This is a genomic window from Methylobacterium sp. SD274, assembly GCF_017355285.1.
In the GTDB taxonomy this organism is placed as follows: domain Bacteria; phylum Pseudomonadota; class Alphaproteobacteria; order Rhizobiales; family Beijerinckiaceae; genus Methylobacterium.
On the sequence record NZ_JADIJP010000020.1, the window covers coordinates 13,659 to 31,572 of the forward strand.

Annotated in this window: 17 protein-coding genes and 2 tRNA genes; 10 read left to right on the plus strand and 9 right to left on the minus strand. The window is 64.5% G+C overall.

Going from position 1 to position 17,914, the window contains the following annotated elements:
• Positions 1-67: 67 nt before the first annotated feature.
• A complete protein-coding gene (locus tag IPV08_RS16750) occupies positions 68-685 on the plus strand; it encodes a PRC-barrel domain-containing protein (RefSeq protein WP_207412693.1) in 618 nt (205 codons plus the stop codon).
• Between the two features lie 216 nt (positions 686-901).
• Here the strand turns inward: IPV08_RS16750 and IPV08_RS16755 are convergent.
• Both IPV08_RS16755 and IPV08_RS16760 read right to left on the minus strand, forming a co-directional pair.
• Positions 902-986, minus strand: a tRNA-Leu gene (locus IPV08_RS16755).
• A gap of 115 nt (positions 987-1,101) precedes the next feature.
• The gene (locus tag IPV08_RS16760) at positions 1,102-1,407 is read right to left on the minus strand and encodes a FliM/FliN family flagellar motor switch protein (protein WP_056426499.1); all 306 of its coding nucleotides are present in this window, start codon (positions 1,405-1,407) and stop codon (positions 1,102-1,104) included.
• A gap of 137 nt (positions 1,408-1,544) precedes the next feature.
• Between IPV08_RS16760 and lipB the strand changes: the two genes are divergently transcribed.
• The 3 genes from lipB to IPV08_RS16775 all read left to right on the plus strand — a co-directional run bounded on the left by lipB (position 1,545) and on the right by IPV08_RS16775 (position 5,291).
• Positions 1,545-2,198 carry a lipoyl(octanoyl) transferase LipB gene (gene lipB, locus IPV08_RS16765; RefSeq protein ID WP_207412762.1) on the plus strand — a complete coding sequence of 218 codons (654 nt, stop codon included), beginning with the start codon at positions 1,545-1,547 and terminating at the stop codon, positions 2,196-2,198.
• Between the two features lie 412 nt (positions 2,199-2,610).
• The gene (locus tag IPV08_RS16770; RefSeq protein WP_207412694.1) at positions 2,611-3,771 is read left to right on the plus strand and encodes a PepSY-associated TM helix domain-containing protein; all 1,161 of its coding nucleotides are present in this window, start codon (positions 2,611-2,613) and stop codon (positions 3,769-3,771) included.
• 329 nt (positions 3,772-4,100) lie between these two features.
• Complete coding sequence (locus tag IPV08_RS16775) at positions 4,101-5,291, plus strand: calcium-binding protein (protein WP_246747998.1); 1,191 nt, start codon at positions 4,101-4,103, stop codon at positions 5,289-5,291.
• Positions 5,292-6,034: 743 nt separating this feature from the next.
• On the opposite strand, the gene IPV08_RS16780 is transcribed toward IPV08_RS16775, so the two are convergent.
• On the minus strand, positions 6,035-6,769 hold the full coding sequence (locus IPV08_RS16780; protein ID WP_207412695.1) for a helix-turn-helix transcriptional regulator: 735 nt from the start codon (positions 6,767-6,769) through the stop codon (positions 6,035-6,037).
• Between the two features lie 13 nt (positions 6,770-6,782).
• Complete coding sequence (locus IPV08_RS16785; RefSeq protein WP_207412696.1) at positions 6,783-7,685, minus strand: alpha/beta hydrolase; 903 nt, start codon at positions 7,683-7,685, stop codon at positions 6,783-6,785.
• Positions 7,686-7,973: 288 nt separating this feature from the next.
• Between IPV08_RS16785 and IPV08_RS16790 the strand changes: the two genes are divergently transcribed.
• Complete coding sequence (locus tag IPV08_RS16790) at positions 7,974-8,639, plus strand: DUF2268 domain-containing putative Zn-dependent protease (protein ID WP_207412697.1); 666 nt, start codon at positions 7,974-7,976, stop codon at positions 8,637-8,639.
• A gap of 131 nt (positions 8,640-8,770) precedes the next feature.
• Positions 8,771-9,235, plus strand: a complete 465-nt coding sequence (locus IPV08_RS16795; RefSeq protein WP_246747999.1) for a GNAT family N-acetyltransferase — start codon at positions 8,771-8,773, stop codon at positions 9,233-9,235.
• 166 nt (positions 9,236-9,401) lie between these two features.
• On the opposite strand, the gene IPV08_RS16800 is transcribed toward IPV08_RS16795, so the two are convergent.
• The 3 genes from IPV08_RS16800 to IPV08_RS16810 all read right to left on the minus strand — a co-directional run bounded on the left by IPV08_RS16800 (position 9,402) and on the right by IPV08_RS16810 (position 12,631).
• Complete coding sequence (locus tag IPV08_RS16800) at positions 9,402-11,204, minus strand: calcium-binding protein (RefSeq protein ID WP_207412699.1); 1,803 nt, start codon at positions 11,202-11,204, stop codon at positions 9,402-9,404.
• A gap of 143 nt (positions 11,205-11,347) precedes the next feature.
• Positions 11,348-12,235 (minus strand): cation diffusion facilitator family transporter, encoded by an 888-nt coding sequence (locus IPV08_RS16805; RefSeq protein ID WP_207412700.1) that lies wholly within the window; start codon positions 12,233-12,235, stop codon positions 11,348-11,350.
• A gap of 129 nt (positions 12,236-12,364) precedes the next feature.
• Positions 12,365-12,631: a hypothetical protein gene (locus tag IPV08_RS16810; RefSeq protein WP_207412701.1), complete on the minus strand. Its 267-nt coding sequence runs from the start codon at positions 12,629-12,631 to the stop codon at positions 12,365-12,367.
• A 305-nt stretch (positions 12,632-12,936) separates the two neighbouring features.
• Between IPV08_RS16810 and queA the strand changes: the two genes are divergently transcribed.
• Complete coding sequence (gene queA / locus IPV08_RS16815) at positions 12,937-14,025, plus strand: tRNA preQ1(34) S-adenosylmethionine ribosyltransferase-isomerase QueA (protein ID WP_207412702.1); 1,089 nt, start codon at positions 12,937-12,939, stop codon at positions 14,023-14,025.
• Between the two features lie 83 nt (positions 14,026-14,108).
• Here the strand turns inward: queA and IPV08_RS16820 are convergent, their stop codons facing one another.
• Positions 14,109-14,903, minus strand: coding sequence for a DUF4239 domain-containing protein (locus tag IPV08_RS16820; RefSeq protein WP_207412703.1), 795 nt, complete (start codon positions 14,901-14,903; stop codon positions 14,109-14,111).
• Between the two features lie 203 nt (positions 14,904-15,106).
• Between IPV08_RS16820 and tgt the strand changes: the two genes are divergently transcribed.
• From tgt to IPV08_RS16835, 3 genes are all read left to right on the plus strand, one after another.
• Complete coding sequence (gene tgt / locus IPV08_RS16825; protein WP_207412704.1) at positions 15,107-16,285, plus strand: tRNA guanosine(34) transglycosylase Tgt; 1,179 nt, start codon at positions 15,107-15,109, stop codon at positions 16,283-16,285.
• A 361-nt stretch (positions 16,286-16,646) separates the two neighbouring features.
• Positions 16,647-16,722: transfer RNA gene (locus IPV08_RS16830), tRNA-Lys, on the plus strand.
• A gap of 136 nt (positions 16,723-16,858) precedes the next feature.
• On the plus strand, positions 16,859-17,545 hold the full coding sequence (locus IPV08_RS16835) for a hypothetical protein (RefSeq protein ID WP_207412705.1): 687 nt from the start codon (positions 16,859-16,861) through the stop codon (positions 17,543-17,545).
• 152 nt (positions 17,546-17,697) lie between these two features.
• Here the strand turns inward: IPV08_RS16835 and IPV08_RS16840 are convergent, their stop codons facing one another.
• Positions 17,698-17,895, minus strand: a complete 198-nt coding sequence (locus IPV08_RS16840; protein ID WP_207412706.1) for a hypothetical protein — start codon at positions 17,893-17,895, stop codon at positions 17,698-17,700.
• Between the last annotated feature and the right edge of the window lie 19 nt (positions 17,896-17,914).

Consider the following 17,914-nt stretch of genomic DNA (forward strand, 5'->3'; position numbering starts at 1 on the left):
GAACCAGGACCCGGCCGCATGTGTTGAGGTTTCAGCAGATCGCTCCCGATCGTCTGGAAGAACCGACATGCCGGCATACGTCCGTACCCTCGCGCTCCTCATCGCCGCCGCCTCGGCGGTTCCGGCGCTCGCACAGGACGGCCAGACGGGACAATCCGCCTTCCTCACCCAGGCCCCGCTGGGGAGCTTCAAGGCGTCCAAGGTCATCGGCCTGCGCGTGGTGGGCCAGGATCACGTCAAGGTCGGCACCATCGAGGATGTGCTGGTGGATGGGAATGGCCGCATCCAGGCGGTGGTGATCGATGTCGGCGGCTTCCTCGGTGTGGGCGGAAAGCGGGTCGCGGTGGCCTTCGACCAGATGGCGTGGAACACCAACGCCAAGGCCGGAGAGCTTCCGGACCCGTCCATCGTCAAGCCGAAGGACGCCCCCTCCGAGGCTCGGGCCGCCAAAGTGACACCCGAGACCATGCCGGGCGCGAAATCCGGCGATGCCGTCCTGAAGGCGGAGAATACCGGCGATACCGACCAGGCCACCGGCCCTGCGGGCGCCGCCACCACGACCGAAGCCACGAAGGGCCGGGCGAGCGTCCATGTCGGCGAGCCGATCGAGGCGGAGATCCGCCAGACGAAAGCGGAATTGCAAGCCGCGCCGGTCTTCACCTACCCGACGCAGAAGGCGGAGTGAGGAGGCGTGGCGGGCGCGTGGTTCGGGATCGGCCGCGATCCGCCCGCATCGAACCTGGGCTGCGGAGCTTGCGGCCGGATGCGCATTCCAGACCTCCGGCCTGAACCCGAGATCCGACCCCGACGACACTCTTTTTGATAATCGCTCGATGATCCCGTCCGGCCTCGTGGCCGTCTCCGGGATCAGACGCTTCGGGGTACAACAACTCGATTGAGTTGGTGCGGCCAAGAGGACTCGAACCTCCACCCCTTGCAGGACTAGCACCTCAAGCTAGCGCGTCTACCAATTCCGCCATGGCCGCATCGGTGCCACCCGTTCCGCCGCGCTCTCCGCCGGAGGGCGGTGCGAGGCGTTTCGTGTGGCGCGGCGCAGCGGATAACAGATCGAATCTGCCACGACAAGCGCCGTCATGCGTCTCAGATGAGATCGACCGGTCCATCGAGGATCTGAACCGCCCCATCGCCGATGGTGACGCCCGGAATGCGGACCACGTCCGCCTTGCGGATGAGCTCGGTGATCTCCACCGAAATCCGGTTTCCCGTGACGACGATCTGGCCGCGCGCGATCGGGTGGTCGTTGGCGAGAATCTCGACCATATCGGTCTCGGTGGATTCGAGTTCGATCACGGCGCCGCGGCCCATGCGCAGCAGCATATGGAGCGGCATGTGACTGCGCCCGAGCACCACCGAGAGATCGACCTTGAGGTCTTCGAGAACTGCCACGCGCCACGAACTCCGTCGGCCCGCACCGGGCCTGCCATGCCGGAGTGTTCCTGAGATATGGTGAAGCCTTGGTAAACGAACCCGCCGGCAAAGACCGTCTCTCCGTCTCGACGGTCGATTTTCGGCCGCGTTCCGGCATGCGGCCGGTCCTGTGGCGGATCAGCGACACTCCCGTCCCCTACGAGGAGGCCGTGGCCGCGATGGAAGCGCATGCGGGGCGGATCGCCGGCGGGGAGGCGCCGGAGATGGTCTGGCTGCTCGAACACCCGCCGCTCTACACCGCCGGAACCTCGGCGAAGACCGGGGACCTCGTCGAGCCGGATCGATTCCCGGTCCACGCCACCGGGCGGGGGGGCCAGTACACCTATCACGGGCCCGGCCAGCGGGTGGCCTATGTGATGCTCGATCTCAACCGGCGCAGGCCGGACCTGCGCGCCTACGTCTCCGCCCTGGAGGCCTGGATCATCGCCACGCTCGATGCCTTCAACGTGCGTGGCGAACGGCGCGAGGACCGCGTCGGCGTCTGGGTGCGCCGCCCCGACAAGGGGGAGGGGGTGGAGGACAAGATCGCGGCGATCGGCATCCGGGTGCGCCGCTGGGTGAGTTTCCACGGCATCAGCCTGAACGTGGAACCCGACCTGTCGCATTTCTCCGGCATCGTGCCCTGCGGCATCTCCGGACACGGGGTGACCAGCCTCGTCGATCTCGGCCAGATCGTCACCCTGCCCGAACTGGACATGGCGTTGCGCGCGGCGTTCGAAGAAATTTTCGGGGAGACCCAGGACGAATGAAGGCTGGCGCCGGACGGATATGGCGGTGCAGGGCCCATCGGCTGCGATGGGATTTACCGCCGCGTCATCGCTTCGGCACGAAAGAGTAGACCTATAAATTTGAATTATATATCAATATTCCATGTCTATTCCGAAGGAACAAGCCCGAATAAGTAAACATTATTCCTTCATAACGGTTTATAGTCATTCCAATCTATTCGATGAGATTCATCCATCCGCCATTGAAAAATTGACACACCCGGATTCGCGTTCGTAGTTCGGCACTTATCGTCGTTCGACAGAGAGATGGTCTGTCTCACGCAGCACTGCACTTCCCCGAGGGCGCGCATAGTCGGCACATATCTCGACGTTACGGCGGGAGATCCGTTCCGGGCAATCGGGACCGCAGGGTTATTCTGGTAGGCGAGCGCATATGACGACCCGCACCGTTCTGTTCCGCCTGCATTGGCTGCTCGGCCTCACGGCGGGGCTCGTCCTGGCCCTCGTGGGCGTGACGGGCGCGCTGCTGAGCTATGAAGAGGCGCTGACGGAATGGGCGAATGCCGACCGCGCCTTCGTCACCGCGAGCGATGCGCCCCGCCTCTCGCCCGCCGCCCTCAAGGCGCGGGTCGAAGCGCAGCAGCCGGGGAGGGTGGTGAGCTCCCTGGCCCTCTGGGGCGATCCCGAGCGGAGCCCGCGCATCCGGTTCGCCAACGACCCGGCCATGGGCGCGCGGCCGCCGACCCTCTATCTCGACCCCGTCGACGGCCGGACCCTCGGGGAGATGCGCCTCGAGGACACGTTCGTCACCATCCGCAAGCTGCATCGCTGGCTGCTGCTTCCGGGCGACGGCAAGGGCTGGGGCCGCAGCATCACCGGCATCTGCGCCATCGCCCTCCTGGTCTTCCTGGCCACCGGGCTCTACCTGCGCTGGCCCAAGCTCCATACGTGGAAGATCTGGCTGAAACCCTCCCTCAAACGGCCCGGACGGCCGCGCTGGTGGTCGCTCCACACCATCGCGGGGACCTGGCTCGTGCCCTTCTACGCCGCCATCGCCCTGACCGGGTTGTGGTGGTCCTTCGACAGCTACAGGAACGCCGCGACCTGGCTCCTCACCGGTGAGACCCGCGCCCCCCGGGCGGCACGCGGACCCGGCGCGCCGCCTCAGACCACGGGCTCGGCCCTCGATACCGCCTGGGCGACGTTCAGCGCCGGGGAGGGCGCCGGCGCGCACATGGCCCTCATCGCGCTGCCGGGGCCGGAACAGGCGGCGATCCGCATCCGATTCCTCGCCACCGCCTCGGACCTGCCGAAAGCCCGCGACGAGGCGACCTTCGACCCCGCCACCGGCGCCCGCCTGTCTCAGACTCGCTTTGCCGACAAGCCCCTCGGCCGACAGATGGCCGAGAACATGCTCGAAGTGCATCGCGGCCGCTTCTTCGGCGGATTCGTCGCCTTCCTATTCTTCGCCGCCTCCCTGGCGATGCCGCTCTTCGCGGCGACCGGCCTCACCCTCTACGTCCTCCGCCGCGGCGCCCGCCGCCGCAGGCTGATGGCGGCAGCCCCTGCCGGCGCGGGGACGATCCGCGCCTGAGCGGGCGAGATCAAGCCCGCGCCCGGACTCGATGAGCACGGCGGACGGACGCCGCCGCGCGGTCGTGCGGTCAAGGCCTCCCGAGCCCCCGAGCCCTGCGCATCCGACATCGCCATTCCGATACGGACGCCTCGCAGGAGCGATCAAAGCAATTCTTATTTCCGTACTATAAAATAACCACGTACTATTCGAAGATCTGCACATATTTGCAATATGATTCCATAATAACAATCAATTAATCAATAGGTCGGACCATTAGTCCCACTAACCGATCATTAAGATTGCCTTGGTACTGAATATATTATGTATCACTAAGGAAAGCGGCGGCGATGGCATCGGTTTCATTCACGTTCGGCGGCAATTATGATTTCAACAACTTGGTCAACTTGAGCCGGAATGGACTCGATTCCTATTCAGGCCCCTCCGACCCCCACGCCATCGGGTTTGCGTGGAACGGTTATTTCATCATCAACGACAACGGGATTCAGGATGGATTAGGGACCGGCTTCGAGGATGCCGAAAGATTTGACAGCGATCCAATCGAGCCCATGCCAATCTTCGTGAATGGCAACGACTATTCGATCAATGCCGATCTTTCCGACAATACAGCGATGGTCAATCTCCAGGGCGGCACGTTCGGCGATGTCCTGCGTGGCGGCTCCGGCGGCGACACCATCGCCGGTGGCGACGGCAACGACATCATGGAAGGTGGAGCAGAAGCCGACACGTTCGACGGCGGCTCGGGCAGCGACACGGTCAGTTACGAACATGCGTCCGGTGGTGTCTATGCCAGACTGGATGAAAGAACTGGATACCAGGGTGATGCTCAGGGCGACGTATTCACGAATATAGAGAACCTCGTCGGGAGCACCTCTGATGATTCACTGGTCGGCGATGCGTCGAACAACACCATCAGGAGCAATGGCGGGCTGGACGATATCGGTGGCATGGGGGGTGATGACAGGATCGTGATTTCAGAGACACCGTTCTACGTTGGCGGCGGCGCGGGGAAAGACTTTCTCTTCGTGAGCGGCGGAGGCACCGTGAGCCTGGCCCGAGGAATGTTCGAGGAGTTCGAGGCCACTTACGTCCGGAACGACACGAAACTCGATATGTCCGCCATTACGACCGGTGCCACCGTGACGTCCCAGTCGACGGCCGGACATCATGTGGAGATCACCGGCACGTCCGGAAATGACAGCATCCGCGCCGGACGCGGCGGGGACACGATCGAGGGTAGCACCGGCAATGACAAGCTCATCGCCGGCTTGGGCGACGATACATTTCGCTTCGAGACCGGATTCGGTCGCGACGTCGTCTACAAATTCTCGGCTGGAAGCGACACATTCGATGTGTCCGCGCTCGTGGACAGTTTCGACGAGATCAAGATCAGCCAAGTCCATGGCGGCGTGAATACCCTCATCACGTTCAAAGGCGAGGGATCCGGCAACAAGATCATCCTTCGTGACGTTGACGCCGCCTCGCTGCACGCGGACGATTTCGGATTCCTGTCCATCTAGACCGTCACGCTCGACCGATCGTCTCGAAGCCCGGCCGCCGTGATGGCGCGCCGGGCGCTTGTGGACCGGGCGACGTTGGGGCTTTCGGCGACACTATCCGGATGTCCCCGAGCCGGCCCGAGAACATCGATCCTCGCCCGTCCCGTCATCCGGCATCCTTGTGGTGACGTCGAAGGGACCGGCTCGCCCTCCGCAGCGCGGCGGGACCGTGCCGGGATCGGAGCTATAGGTCGACATCCGGTACCCGCTCCTTCGCCAGCGCCCCGGATCTGCCGAAAGCCCGCGACGAGGCGACCTTCCACCCCGCCACCGGCGCCCGCCTCTCGCAGTTCCACCTCTTTCGACAAGCCCCTCGGCCGGCAGATGGCCGAGACCAGGCTCGACGTGCTTCGCGGCCTCGACCACATAGTTGCGCGATCAGAACGGCTGGCCCAGCCAGCCGTCGAGCTCTGCCGTCGCCACTCTCTCAGCGGGCGTCCGCCCATGATGCCCCTCAGGCAGCGGTCCGCCCAACACCCGACGATCCAGGCCGGCTTCCGAGTAACGATCTCCTCCGGCGGTCCACATCTGACGGCTCATTCCGTCTGTTCACGACCCTTAGCAGGCATCGGGAAGGTCCGCTTCGCGGCAGCTGGGCGGACGATGACTACGACTGGACTGAGGGATTTCGGCCAGTCCGCAATCAGTCAGATAGGAGAAAAAGTAGACTTGATGACGCCTTCCGCAATCCAACAATGGCCATATCATCCGCAAGACGTAGAGTACTCGCGCGGCGACATCCCTACGAATCGTCGAAACATGGCTGCAAAAGCACCGGTGGTTTCATAACCCAGGGCTTGGGCAGTCCCGGTCACGGACTCTCCAGCAATCAGCATCGGCACGGCCGAGAGAATCCGGGCTTGCTGACGCCACGTCGAGAGGGGACAGCCGAGTTCATGAAGAGCGAGGCGTCTCAGAGTCCGAACTGATGCGCCGGCGCGACGCGCCAACTCGTCGATCCGGTGCTCTTCTCCAGGCCGGGCCAGTATGCCGGCACAAACGCGCGCTAGGCGGGGGTCTGAGGGCATCGAGAGGGCGACACCTTCCGGGTCGAGATCGGCGAGTTCATCGACCAGCACGGCGGTGAGGCGGCCAATGCGCTCTCCATCGCTTGCGGCGCATGGATCGAGCATGCGCAGGATCAACTCCCGTACCAGCGTTGGGACCACGAAGCCGCGAGGCACATCGCCCAAGAGCCGCTGGGCGCAGGCCGGTTCGATGTAGAGCGTCCGGAGCGACACGTCTCCCCGTGCTCGGAGTGCATGCGTCAGGCGCGGCGGGATCCAGAGGGCTCGCCGAGGCGGGACGAGCCACAGGCGCTGAGCCGCCCGGATCTGCATGACGCCGGCCGTGGCATGGATAAGCTGCCCGCCGACATGGCAATGCTCGCCGACGACCGAGCCATCCACATAGTCGCGCGCGATGGCGTGGAGGGACATCGCTGACGGCTCGTCACGCGTGGCCATCGACGAGATGAGTACGGAACCAGTCACGAGCGGCAGTACTGGTTTGCTCGAAGAGCTTGACATAGGGATCGAAATGGCCTCCGGCGAGCAACATCAGATGCTTGGGTGGGAGCGCCCGCTGGTAAGCTTCCAGGCAGAGTTCCGTGGCCGTCAGCAGGTCGTGGTCGGCTACGATCATCAAGAGTGGGGTGGGGCTGATACGGGCGATATGGATGGCGGGTTCGTTCTCGCGCGCCAGTTCAGCGCTGCGGAGGGTGAGTGTGTTACGCCAAGTTGGCGCAAAATCTCGGGTCTCGGTGAAGAAGACATAGGCGTCGCTGCCGGCCATCGCACACCCTTCATGCGGATCGTTCGAGACGGCCGGGAAGGTCGCAGGCTCCTCACCCCTGAAACGCGTGGCACGATCTGCGTCGAGCCGGGAGAGCAACGCCGGCACGAGATCAGCACGCGTGCGTCGAAGTGCTGAGCGGTAGCCGCTTATCGTCGGCACTTGACTGACGACACAGCGGACGCGCCGATCGAGGGCAGCAACCTCCAGCACATGGCCTCCGCTGTAACTTGTCCCCCATAGGCCGATGCGGGCGGGATCGACCCAAGCCTGGGTCTCGGCAAAGCTGATCGCATCGCGATATCCGCGTCGCTGCAGGACGGGATCGGCTTCCTGCCGGGGCAGCCCGTCGCTGGAACCGAAGTTGGCGTGATCGTACACCAGCGCGCCGAGACCAGCGGCAGCGAAAACCTCCGCGTAGTGGTCGAGGTATTGCTCCTTCACCCCTGACAGGCCGTGCGCCATGACAATGCAGGGATGGCTCTGCGCCTCGCCTTCTGGTTCGTAGAGCCAGCCGCGCAAGTTACGGCCTTCGGAATGAAACTCGACATCGCGACGCATCTGGGATCCCCACTTGAGAAAGGATCATCTATGCCGCTTCGTCGGATGGCCGGCGTCGCCTGATCGGCCAGAAAGGACGCTGTATCGGCCAACATCATGCTGGACCTATCGTAGCGGCGGATGTCCGCTATCAGGCTCGACAAACAGTATCCTGAACGTCTCCGTCAGGTCGGAGGCGAAACGTCCGCTTCTGGCCGAAAGGCCAGAGTCCGGAAGCCATCCGTAGGCGAAGTTGCCCCATCTTGCCCTCCACGGCAGGGTGGGGATGTGAAGCACACGGAGTATCGGATGACGTGGCGACTCCATTGGCTTGAGGCATCCGGCGATCTGGGGCCCTGGCGTAGCACCATCGCTGATGAGGTCGAGATCGCTCGAAAGGTCGTAGCGGGCGTGCTACCGGTGTCGCCGCTCGACATCCTCGTGCAGCGCCTGCCCGGCGCGGTGATCCCGGAGACCGGCACGACGGGACAAGCCATGCGCCCTGGTCTGTTCTCCCTCACCATCGACCCCGACAACCCGAACTTCGCGCACTCGCTGCAAAATGGGGACCTGCGCCAGACCGTGGCGCACGAGGCCCACCACTGCATGCGTATGGCCGGTCCCGGCTACGGCTGGACCCTGGGCGAGGCCCTGGTCAGTGAGGGCTTGGCAGGCCAGTTTGTGAGCCGCCTGTTCAGCTCGCCACCCACGCCGTGGGAATGCGCCGTGACCGATGAGGTGCTCGCGGCCCACCTGCCGGACAATGCGACGCTCGTCGGCGACGGTCACGACCACCGCGCGTGGTTCTTCGGCTTCGGGGGGCGGTATCCACGCTGGCTCGGCTACACCCTCGGCTACCGGATCGTGGGCGACTGGCTGGAAGCGGGGGCGGATACCGGTGGTGAAACCTGGGTCAACATCCCCGCCCAAGAAGTCATCAAGGCCGCACGCGGACGAACGCTGTCAAACCTCTGAACCGACGAGCAGCATGGTTCGCTTTCCACCCTTTTGGGCATTCTGGCCGCCAGATTGAATGAGTGTCATGGTCGGGTGAGGCTCTTGCAGCACCGGGGCCATCCCATGGAGCGCAAGTGGCGTCTGAGCGGATGATCCTTCGTCCAGCCGAAGAGAGTGATGTGCCCGCTCTCGTGCGCCTGCTGCGGCGCTCCTGGCTTGTCACCTGGGCGCCTGAACTTCCGTTCGAGGCAGTTCAAACCTTCGCTTCGTTCGACCCTGCGCGGCTTCACGCCGAGAACCAGTGGCGAAGCTTCATCGTCGCTATCCGGGACGACGTGCTGATCGGGATGATGCAGGTCGAAGACGATCAGATCGCCGACTTGCACGTCGATCCTGCCTTTTGGAACGAAGGTGCTGGCTCGAAGCTACTCGACGCCGCCGAGCGGCAAGCCGCACGCATTCATCACGTCGTACGCCTAGAGGTGCGTGCGTTCAATTCCCGAGCACGCGCCTTCTACGCACGTCATGGTCGGAGAGAGGTGCGCAGCTATCCCGGCATGGAGTGCGGGAGCCCTGTTGAGAATGTGGAGATGCAGAAACGCGTCAAAGCCTAAGGCAGAACGTCCGCCCCGCATTGCGACGGTTTATCAGGCACCAAACGTAAGATTTTGACGACAGCGAAGACCAACACATCCCGTCGCCGGGAAGGGCAGGTGGGTCCGCGGCCATACCAGGTCCCGGCGGGGGGCATCTCGGCCCCCGCGCCGAAAATTGCCCGGATCAGACCATTAGCAGGTCCGAGGCGGTCAGGTCGGGCTTGCCGAGAAGGGTCGCGAGCAGCACCGCATCGTGGTCGGTGCCGGAGCCGTCCGCGTCGTAGAAGAGATGGCCCTTGGCCGCGTCGTAGAGGATGCGGTGGTCTTCCGTGGTCGCGGCGCCGAGGGCGAAGGCCTCGTCCGATAGGGAGCCGGGGGTCAGCGCCGTGAAGACGCTGGCATCGAGGGCGAGCCTGTCTTCGCCGTGGCTGAAATCGACGATCCGGTCCTTCTTGCCGGCGGGAAGCGTATCGAACACGAAGGTGTCGGCACCGGCATCGCCGCGCAGGACATCCGTTCCCGCGCCGCCTGTCAGGATGTCGTCCCCGGCGCCGCCGAACAGCCGGTCGTCGCCCGCGCCGCCGAGGAACTGGTTCGCCTCGGCATCGCCCCGCATGGAATCGGCGAAGGCCGAGCCCTTGACGATCTCGAAGCCGGAGACGCCCCCCGTGCCCGTGGCCCGGCCGGTTTCGAACAGCGCGCGCGCCGATGCGCCGAAATCCGAGTAATCGAGCGTGTCGGTGCCGTCGCCGCCGAGGCTGAGGCCACGGATGGCCGAGCCCGTCTCGATAGCCAGCGTGTTGTCGCCGGAGCCGAACTGGATCGCGGTGCCGCCCGAGCCGATGATGCGGCCGGCATTGACCACCACGTCGTCGAGGGCACTGACGATCTTGATGGCAATGCCCGACCCGCCGTGGATGAGCCCCGCATTGTCGATGCTCGTGAGGAACGGCGCATCCCCCTGCGACGAGTCGTCGATCAGGATTCCGAGGCCGGCGCCGTAGATCCGCGCGCCGGCGAGATTGACGATGTCGCCGCCGCCCGCCGCGATGCCTTCGGCGGTGTTGGGCAGCCCGTCGGACCCCGTGCCGCCGGCGCCGAGGCCGCGAATGGTGCCATGATTCTCGATTGTTGCACGGAAATCGATGTCGATCCCGTCGCCGTCGCCGTCATTGATGCCGTCCGGGCCGCCGCCGTCTTCGGAACCGGGCGTCGCGCCGTTGACATCGGAGCCGGCCGCATCCGCGAAGGTGCCCGTGATGATTCCGTGATTGATCACGGTCGCGGTGCCGTCCGAGCCGATGCCGGAACCGTTGCCGCCGAGGATGCGGGCGCCGGCCTTGTTCGTTACCGTGGCGACGCTGCCCTCGCCCATATTGACGCCGTGGCGGTCGCCGAGGATGGCGCCGCCGGCATCGTTGCGGATCGTCCCGCTCGCCCCGTCCTCGAACTGGATGCCGTCGGCACCCTGAACGTAGCCGGTGGCGGAACCGCCCCGGATGGTGCCGCTATTGACGAGATCCAGCGTCGCGCCGATCCGCACGCCGTCCGAGACCAGGGACAGCAGCGAGCCGGCATTGTCGATCTCGGCGAGGAACCCGCCCGTGGTCGAGGCGAGGTCGAGGGCCTGACCTGTGCTGGAGACGATGGTCGAGCCGCTATCCGTGGTGATGGTGAGCGTGCCGGCGGCGACGGTGCCGTCCTGGATCTGCACGGCATCGTCCCCGGCGCGGATGGCGCCGCCATTGTCGATCGTCGCGGTCAGGGTCGCGCCGATTTCGCTCTCGAAGCGGATCGCGCGCCCCCCGGCGGTGTTCTCGATCAGGCCGTCATTGTGGATCTCGGCGCCGTCCGGGGCGACCTGGAAGCGCACGGACTGAGCGTTGGCGGAGACAGACAGGGTTCCGTCCACTTGCAGCGTGTCGGCGCCCGCCAGGGTGAAGCGAGCGGTCTGCGTCGTGCCGTTCGCGACGGAATAGGCGGTCATGCGGTCTCATCCTCGGCCGGACGCGTCCGCGGACGAGCGGACGTCAAATCACCGGCCGTGGCGGACATTAGGGGGGTCGGATGACGCTCGAACGACGGTGCGCGTGGCGGTGGATTCTCGCGCATTCCGGGGGAGGCTCGCCCCTACACCACCGGCACGCCGCGACCCTTGGCATGCTCGGCCGGCTCCACATGGATGACGACGACGGCCCCCGCGATGGCGCCTTCGATGGCACTCTCGAGCCGGTCGCAGATGTCGTGCGAGTCCTTCACGGTCATCTCGCCGGGCACCACGAGGTGGAAATCGATGAACGTCGCCTGCCCGGCATGCCGTGTGCGCACGTCATGCGCCTCCAGCGCCCCCTCGCCATGCTCCGAGATCAGGGCACGGATCTGGGTCACCATCTCGGCCGGAGCCGCCTTGTCGAGAAGGCCGCTCACGGAATCGCGCACCATGGTCCAGCCCGACCACAGGATATTGAGGGCGACGAGGCCGGCGATGAGCGGATCGAGGATCAGGGTTCCGGTGAGGGCCACCAGGGCGACGCCGATGAGAACACCACCGGATGTGAAGACATCCGCCATCACATGGCGGGCATCGGCCACCAGGGCGGGCGAGCGCCAGACCTTGCCGCGACTCAGGAGCGCCATGGACCAGGCGGCATTGATCGCCGTCCCCACCGCGCTGACGGCAAGGCCCAGCATCGGCGCATCGAGGGGTTTCGGGTCGAGGAGGCCGTAATAGGACTCACGCAGGATGAGGATGGCGGCCACGATGATGAGGGCCCCCTCGATCACCGCCGAGAAATACTCGGCCTTGTGGTGCCCGAACTGGTGGTCCTCGTCGGCGGGCGCGGCAGCCACGCGCAAGGCGATGAAGGCGAAGGCCGCCGCCGCCACGTTGATGATGCTCTCCAGCGCGTCCGAATAGAGCGCGAGACTGCCGGTGAGCCAGTAGGCGGTGAATTTGATCGCCATCACGAGAAGGCCGATTCCGGCGCTCGCGAGGGCGGCTTTCTGTGTGCGGTCCATTTCCGGTGAGAATCCGTGACGGGCCCGGCGAATGGCGGGGCAGGGCTTGGCGCGCCCTGCCCATACGATCATCCCCATCGACAAGGCCACGGCAAAGGTTGAACCCGCCGGTGAAGGGTTTAGTCGCTGCTATGTCTGGGGTTCGATCTCTTGCGATGCCGGCGCGACCCCCACACCGCGATCCGCCTCTCTCTGGGCAGAGCGGGCGCTCTGCGCACGCGCGCGCTCAGCCTTGCGCGCGTAGCTTCGGGCCATCCAACCCCACCGGGCATTGGCCGCCATGACATCGAGACGCTGGGCCTCCCGGTCCCAGTAGGACATCAACTGCGAGTCCAGCGTGATCCGCCGGCGAGGAACCTTGGCCTTGGGGAGGGCGGTCTTGAAGGTGTCAGTCATCGCACGAACCGAATCTGAGCCAACTTGGCCGGCCACAACGCAGACTCGCGCCGACGCGGTCAAGGTTGTTTTCAACGTAGACCTGTAACCGTGCGGCCCGGTGGAGAAAGGCGGGTACATGAAAAGTGGCGATGATATGGGTTTCGCCCGTCAGGCCCTTCCGGCGACTTGGCCGTCATCTGCATGTCTATGTCCTGCATGTCTATGTCCCGCATCCACAATGCGCGACGGCCGCTTCCCGCTTTTTCCAGACGGCGATCCGCCGGCCATTGATCCCGAGCCCTGAACCGTGCTGTTGGCGCCCGATGCGCGTCGACCTCTTCGATTTCGATCTGCCCGAATCCAGCGTCGCCCTCAGGCCACCCCAGCCCCGCGATGCCGGGCGAATGTTGGTGGTCCGGCCGGGCGAGGCCCTGGAGGACCGCGCGGTACGCGATCTCGCCGACCTGCTGCGGCCGGGCGACGCCCTCGTCTTCAACGACACCCGCGTGATCCCGGCCCGCCTTCACGGCATCCGTCACCGCTCGGGATCGCCGGGGCTGCGGATGGAGGCCATGCTGCACCTGCGCGAGGCAACCGACCGATGGCGCGCCTTTGCTCGGCCGGGCAAGCGTCTCGCCATCGGTGACAGGGTGAGCTTCGGGCGGAGCGGGCAGGGCGCCGCCTGCTCCCTGGGCGTTCTCGATGCCACCATCACGGAGAAGGGGGAGGGCGGCGAGATCGTCCTGCGCTTCGATCTTTCCGGCCCCGCCCTCGACGAGGCCATCGTGCTGGCCGGCGAACTGCCGCTCCCGCCCTACATCGCGGGCAAGCGCAGCACCGACGCGCAGGACGCGGTGGATTACCAGACGGTCTATGCCCGGCAGGCCGGCGCCGTTGCCGCCCCCACCGCGGGCCTACATTTCTCCGACGAGCTCCTGGCACGGATCGACGCCGCCGGCATCCGGCGCCATTGCGTGACGCTGCATGTGGGGGCGGGCACATTCCTGCCGGTCAAGGCCGACGATACCGACCACCATCGCATGCATGCCGAGATCGGCTTTCTCGATGAGGAAACCGCGGATGCTCTCAACCGGACGCGAGACGGGGGAGGCCGCATCGTCGCGGTGGGGACCACGGCGCTGCGCCTGCTCGAGAGCGCGGCGGACGAGAATGGTAGGCTTCATGCCTTCTCCGGTCCGACCGAGATCTTCATCACGCCTGGCACCCGCATCCGCGCGGTGGACGCCTTGATGACCAATTTCCACCTGCCGCGTTCGACCCTCTTCATGCTGGTCTCGGCCTTTTCCGGGCTGGAGACCATGCGGGCGGCCTACGCACATGCCATCGCGGCCGGCTATCGCTTCTATTCGTACGGGGATTCGAGCCTGCTGTTTCCAGCCCGATCCGAGTGACGCGATAATCTGCCTCCCGCGGGTGCCCGCAGTGTCACGCTCGCGGAGAGGAGCGGGACGGCGGTGCGGCCCCGGCAGGCCGGTCATTCCTGGTGTGTCGTCATCATGCTTTTAGCCCGCTCGAACGCTTCGGGCCCGATGGCGAAGGGACCATCGAAGGGCCGCTCGTGGAGCGCGATGACACAGAGCGTTCCCACCATCGCCGTGGAGAAGATGGCGAGCGTGATCACCTGGGCGCGCGGCTTGTCCACATGGACGATACCGATGGAGATCAGCGTCAGCGTGCAGAGGAACAGCAACGTCAGCCATTTCGAATCGTCGTTCTTGCTGGCGCTCAGGGCGAGCCGCTCACCGCGAGCTTCGCGAAGGTTCATGATCGTGGTCATCAGCGCGGTATGAGCGACGGCACCGGACGCCGTGGTGTGCACCGGGTCGGCGACCATCTTCATGAGCGCGCTGAGGGCCGCGCCCGCCTCGCTGGAATACGCCGTCCCCGTTCCCATCTTCGGAAATTCGTCGGCGATCACCGCATTCGCATAGGCGAGGAGCGCCTTCTGGATGTCCGACATGTCCGAGACGGTGGCCTCGCTGAGGTCGTAGGCGGCGATCAGGTTCGCCCGCTCGGTCTGGACGATCCGCGATGCCTTGCCCTGCCGCTCCCAGGCATCGTTCGCCACGAAGCCGGTGAGCAGGGCGAGCAGGATGCCGATCGAACTGAAGAACGACGCGACGATGCCGCCGACATTGTTCAACAGATGCGCCCGCGTGGCGGGCACGTTCGTCAGGACGATCAAGACGATCGAGATGCCGGCGAACAGGCTTGCGAGTATGCCGATGATCAGTGCTAGCGGCTGATCGAGCCAGATCCCCATGAGCATCGCTATCCCTCGCGGTCGTTTGGTGAGTCGGCCGGGACGGGCAAATCCCGCTCGGAATCTCCGGATAATGGGAGGATGCGATAGCGCCGGTCGGCAGTGGCGACCAGAGGCGCGGTCAGCTTCCGGACTGTGCTGATGACCGACCGGCTGTAGGAGGCTCGCATGTTTCCGTTTTGCGGCGCGGAGCTTTAAAGACCTGGCCCATGTCCGACACTGCCTCCCTCCGAAACGCTACATCCGACCACTTCGGCTTCCGCGTCGACGCCACCGACGGACAGGCCCGCACCGGTGCAATCTCGATGCCGAGGGGGACGATCCGTACCCCGGCCTTCATGCCCGTGGGGACCGCGGCGACGGTCAAAGCGATGTATCCGGGCCAGGTCCGGGATCTCGGCGCCGACGTGGTGCTCGGCAACACCTATCACCTGATGCTGCGTCCCGGCCCGGAGCGGATGGAGCGGCTCGGCGGCCTCCACCGTTTCATGAACTGGCCGCACCCGATCCTCACCGATTCGGGCGGTTTCCAGGTGATGTCGCTCTCCGCCCTGAGAAAGCTCGACGAGCAGGGCGTGACCTTCCGCTCGCATGTGGACGGGTCGAGCCACCATATGAGCCCGGAGCGCTCCATCGAGATCCAGGGGCTGCTCGGCTCCGACATCCAGATGCAGCTCGACGAATGCGTTCGGCTTCCCGCAGAGCGGGCGGCCATCGAGAGCGCCATGCGCCTCTCCCTACGCTGGGCCGAGCGTTGCCGGATCGCCTTCGGCGAACAGCCGGGCAAGGCTATGTTCGGCATCGTCCAGGGCGGCGACCTGCCCGACCTGCGGGTGGAGAGCGCCAGGGCCCTGGCCGATCTCGATCTCAAGGGCTACGCCATCGGCGGCCTCGCGGTGGGCGAGCCGCAGGCCGTGATGCTGGCCATGATCGAGACGGTGGAGCCGCATCTCCCGGTTGGCAAGCCGCGCTACCTCATGGGAGTCGGCACGCCCGACGACCTGATGCGCTCGGTGATGCGCGGCATCGATATGTTCGACTGCGTGATGCCCACCCGCGCCGGCCGCCATGGCCTGGCCTATACACGCCATGGCCGGATAAACCTGCGCAACGCCCGGCACGGCGAGGATACGCGACCGCTGGACGAAACGTCGTCATGCCCCGCCGCGAGGGACTATTCCCGTGCCTATCTCCACCACCTCGTCCGCACCGACGAGATCCTGGGCATGATGCTGCTGACATGGAACAACCTGTCCTATTACCAGGACTTGATGGCAGGGATGCGTGCGGCGATCGCCGCGGGTCGTCTCGCCGATTTCTGCGATGAGACCCGCGAGGGCTGGGCGCGCGCCGAGGCCGAGCGCGCCGACGAAACCGTCTCCCGCTGATATCACCTTCAAGGGTGCCGGCACGCGGTTTGGTAGGGCCCCGGACGAAGTCGACACCATTTTCGCGGGAGTGACGGGACGGTCGCCATCGAGTGCGGCAGGACGCCCCCCGGCCGCGCTGTCCGTTTACCAGACTGCCGAGAGGATCATGACACGGGCATCCCCGCGTTCAGGGCGATCCAAGACGGCAGGCCTACCCAGCAAAAGCCAAACACCCCTCCGGCGCAGCCCGAGCCAAACCGTCGCGATGACATTGCCAAGCGCGGCACCGGTTGACCCCTCCACTCCAACCCCCTATTGCGAGCCACGCTTGCACCAACGGGCAGCCCGATCCCCATCGGGACCGGCCCACCGAGCAAGCGAGCGCGTAGCTCAGCTGGTAGAGCAACGGACTTTTAATCTGTAGGTCCTGGGTTCGAGTCCCAGCGCGCTCACCATTTTTTTCAATGGCTTAGCCTGACAACAGGCAGCCTTTCTAGCATTCCGGGTAACCCTACGGGTAACCTCAGTGACTTTTTGTCCTGCCCCAGCAAATCTGTGCCTGAACAAGCGCAGCGCTGAGCCCCCCCCCCAATGAGTCAGTGGATTATCCTGTTTTCGGAAAACTCGAACGCTCTAAGTGCTATTGGCTCAATCGCAAGCGCTCTAGCCGCCATCGCTGCGCTCGTCGTTGCCGCAGTAACTATGTGGATAAACAAAAGACTTCTTGATGAGAATAAGATACTGAGAAAGGCTGGAACAGAACCCGAAGTTGTCGCCTTTCTCATGCCCAATGATGATAACGTAAATGTCATCAACTTCGTAGTTGCAAATCTCGGCAGCGGCCCCGCCTTTGATATTATCGTTACGACAAATATCGATCCCGCGACCCTTAAGGTCAAGGAGGCCTTCTTTAAGCTTGGATTTGGAACTGTACCAATCAGTGTCTTGCCGCAGGGCGATAGACTAACGACCTTGTTCGCTCAAGGATTTGAAATTCTTTCTGAGCCCATACTTCCGCCTTTTGAAGTTAGCATCTCCTACAGAAATATCGATAATGAAATTTTCAAGCGGAAGACGACAGTAGATGCTAGACAATATTCTTATGTCACAAGGCTTAGAAATTCAAATGAAGAAAAGATTGTGAGAAGCCTCGATCGAATATCGCGTTCCTTCGAATCGGCGGTGTCCGGAAACTATCTCCGTGTCGAAACGGTTACCGCTAAAGAACGTAGTGCAAGAGAGGCCGAGATCATCGAGAGCTTTGACTTAAACCGCTAATGGAAAAGCGCTTAGGCAGTATGCTGGATGTTCAGGACATCAAGCAAACATGAATCACAGCACGGAATCGCCTTTGACAGGGCGGCGCTTGCGATGAATCCCGCGGGTTGCGACGTACCTAGGAACGGGGCGACCAGCCCGGGCCCGTAGAACTAGCCTGCCGCCACTGCTGCAATGGCGACCACGACCGTCAGGACGAAGCGCAAGGTTGCGCCGTTGCCCGGCACCGCCTCGATGACGGCGGCAGAGCCCGCCTTGGGCTTCACCCTGTCCCACAGTTCCGGGGGGATGACGTGCCCGTTGCTAGTGACGCGGATCTGCTTCCGGGCCGGGCCCCACGTCTCCGACATCGCGTTGATGATGCCAGCG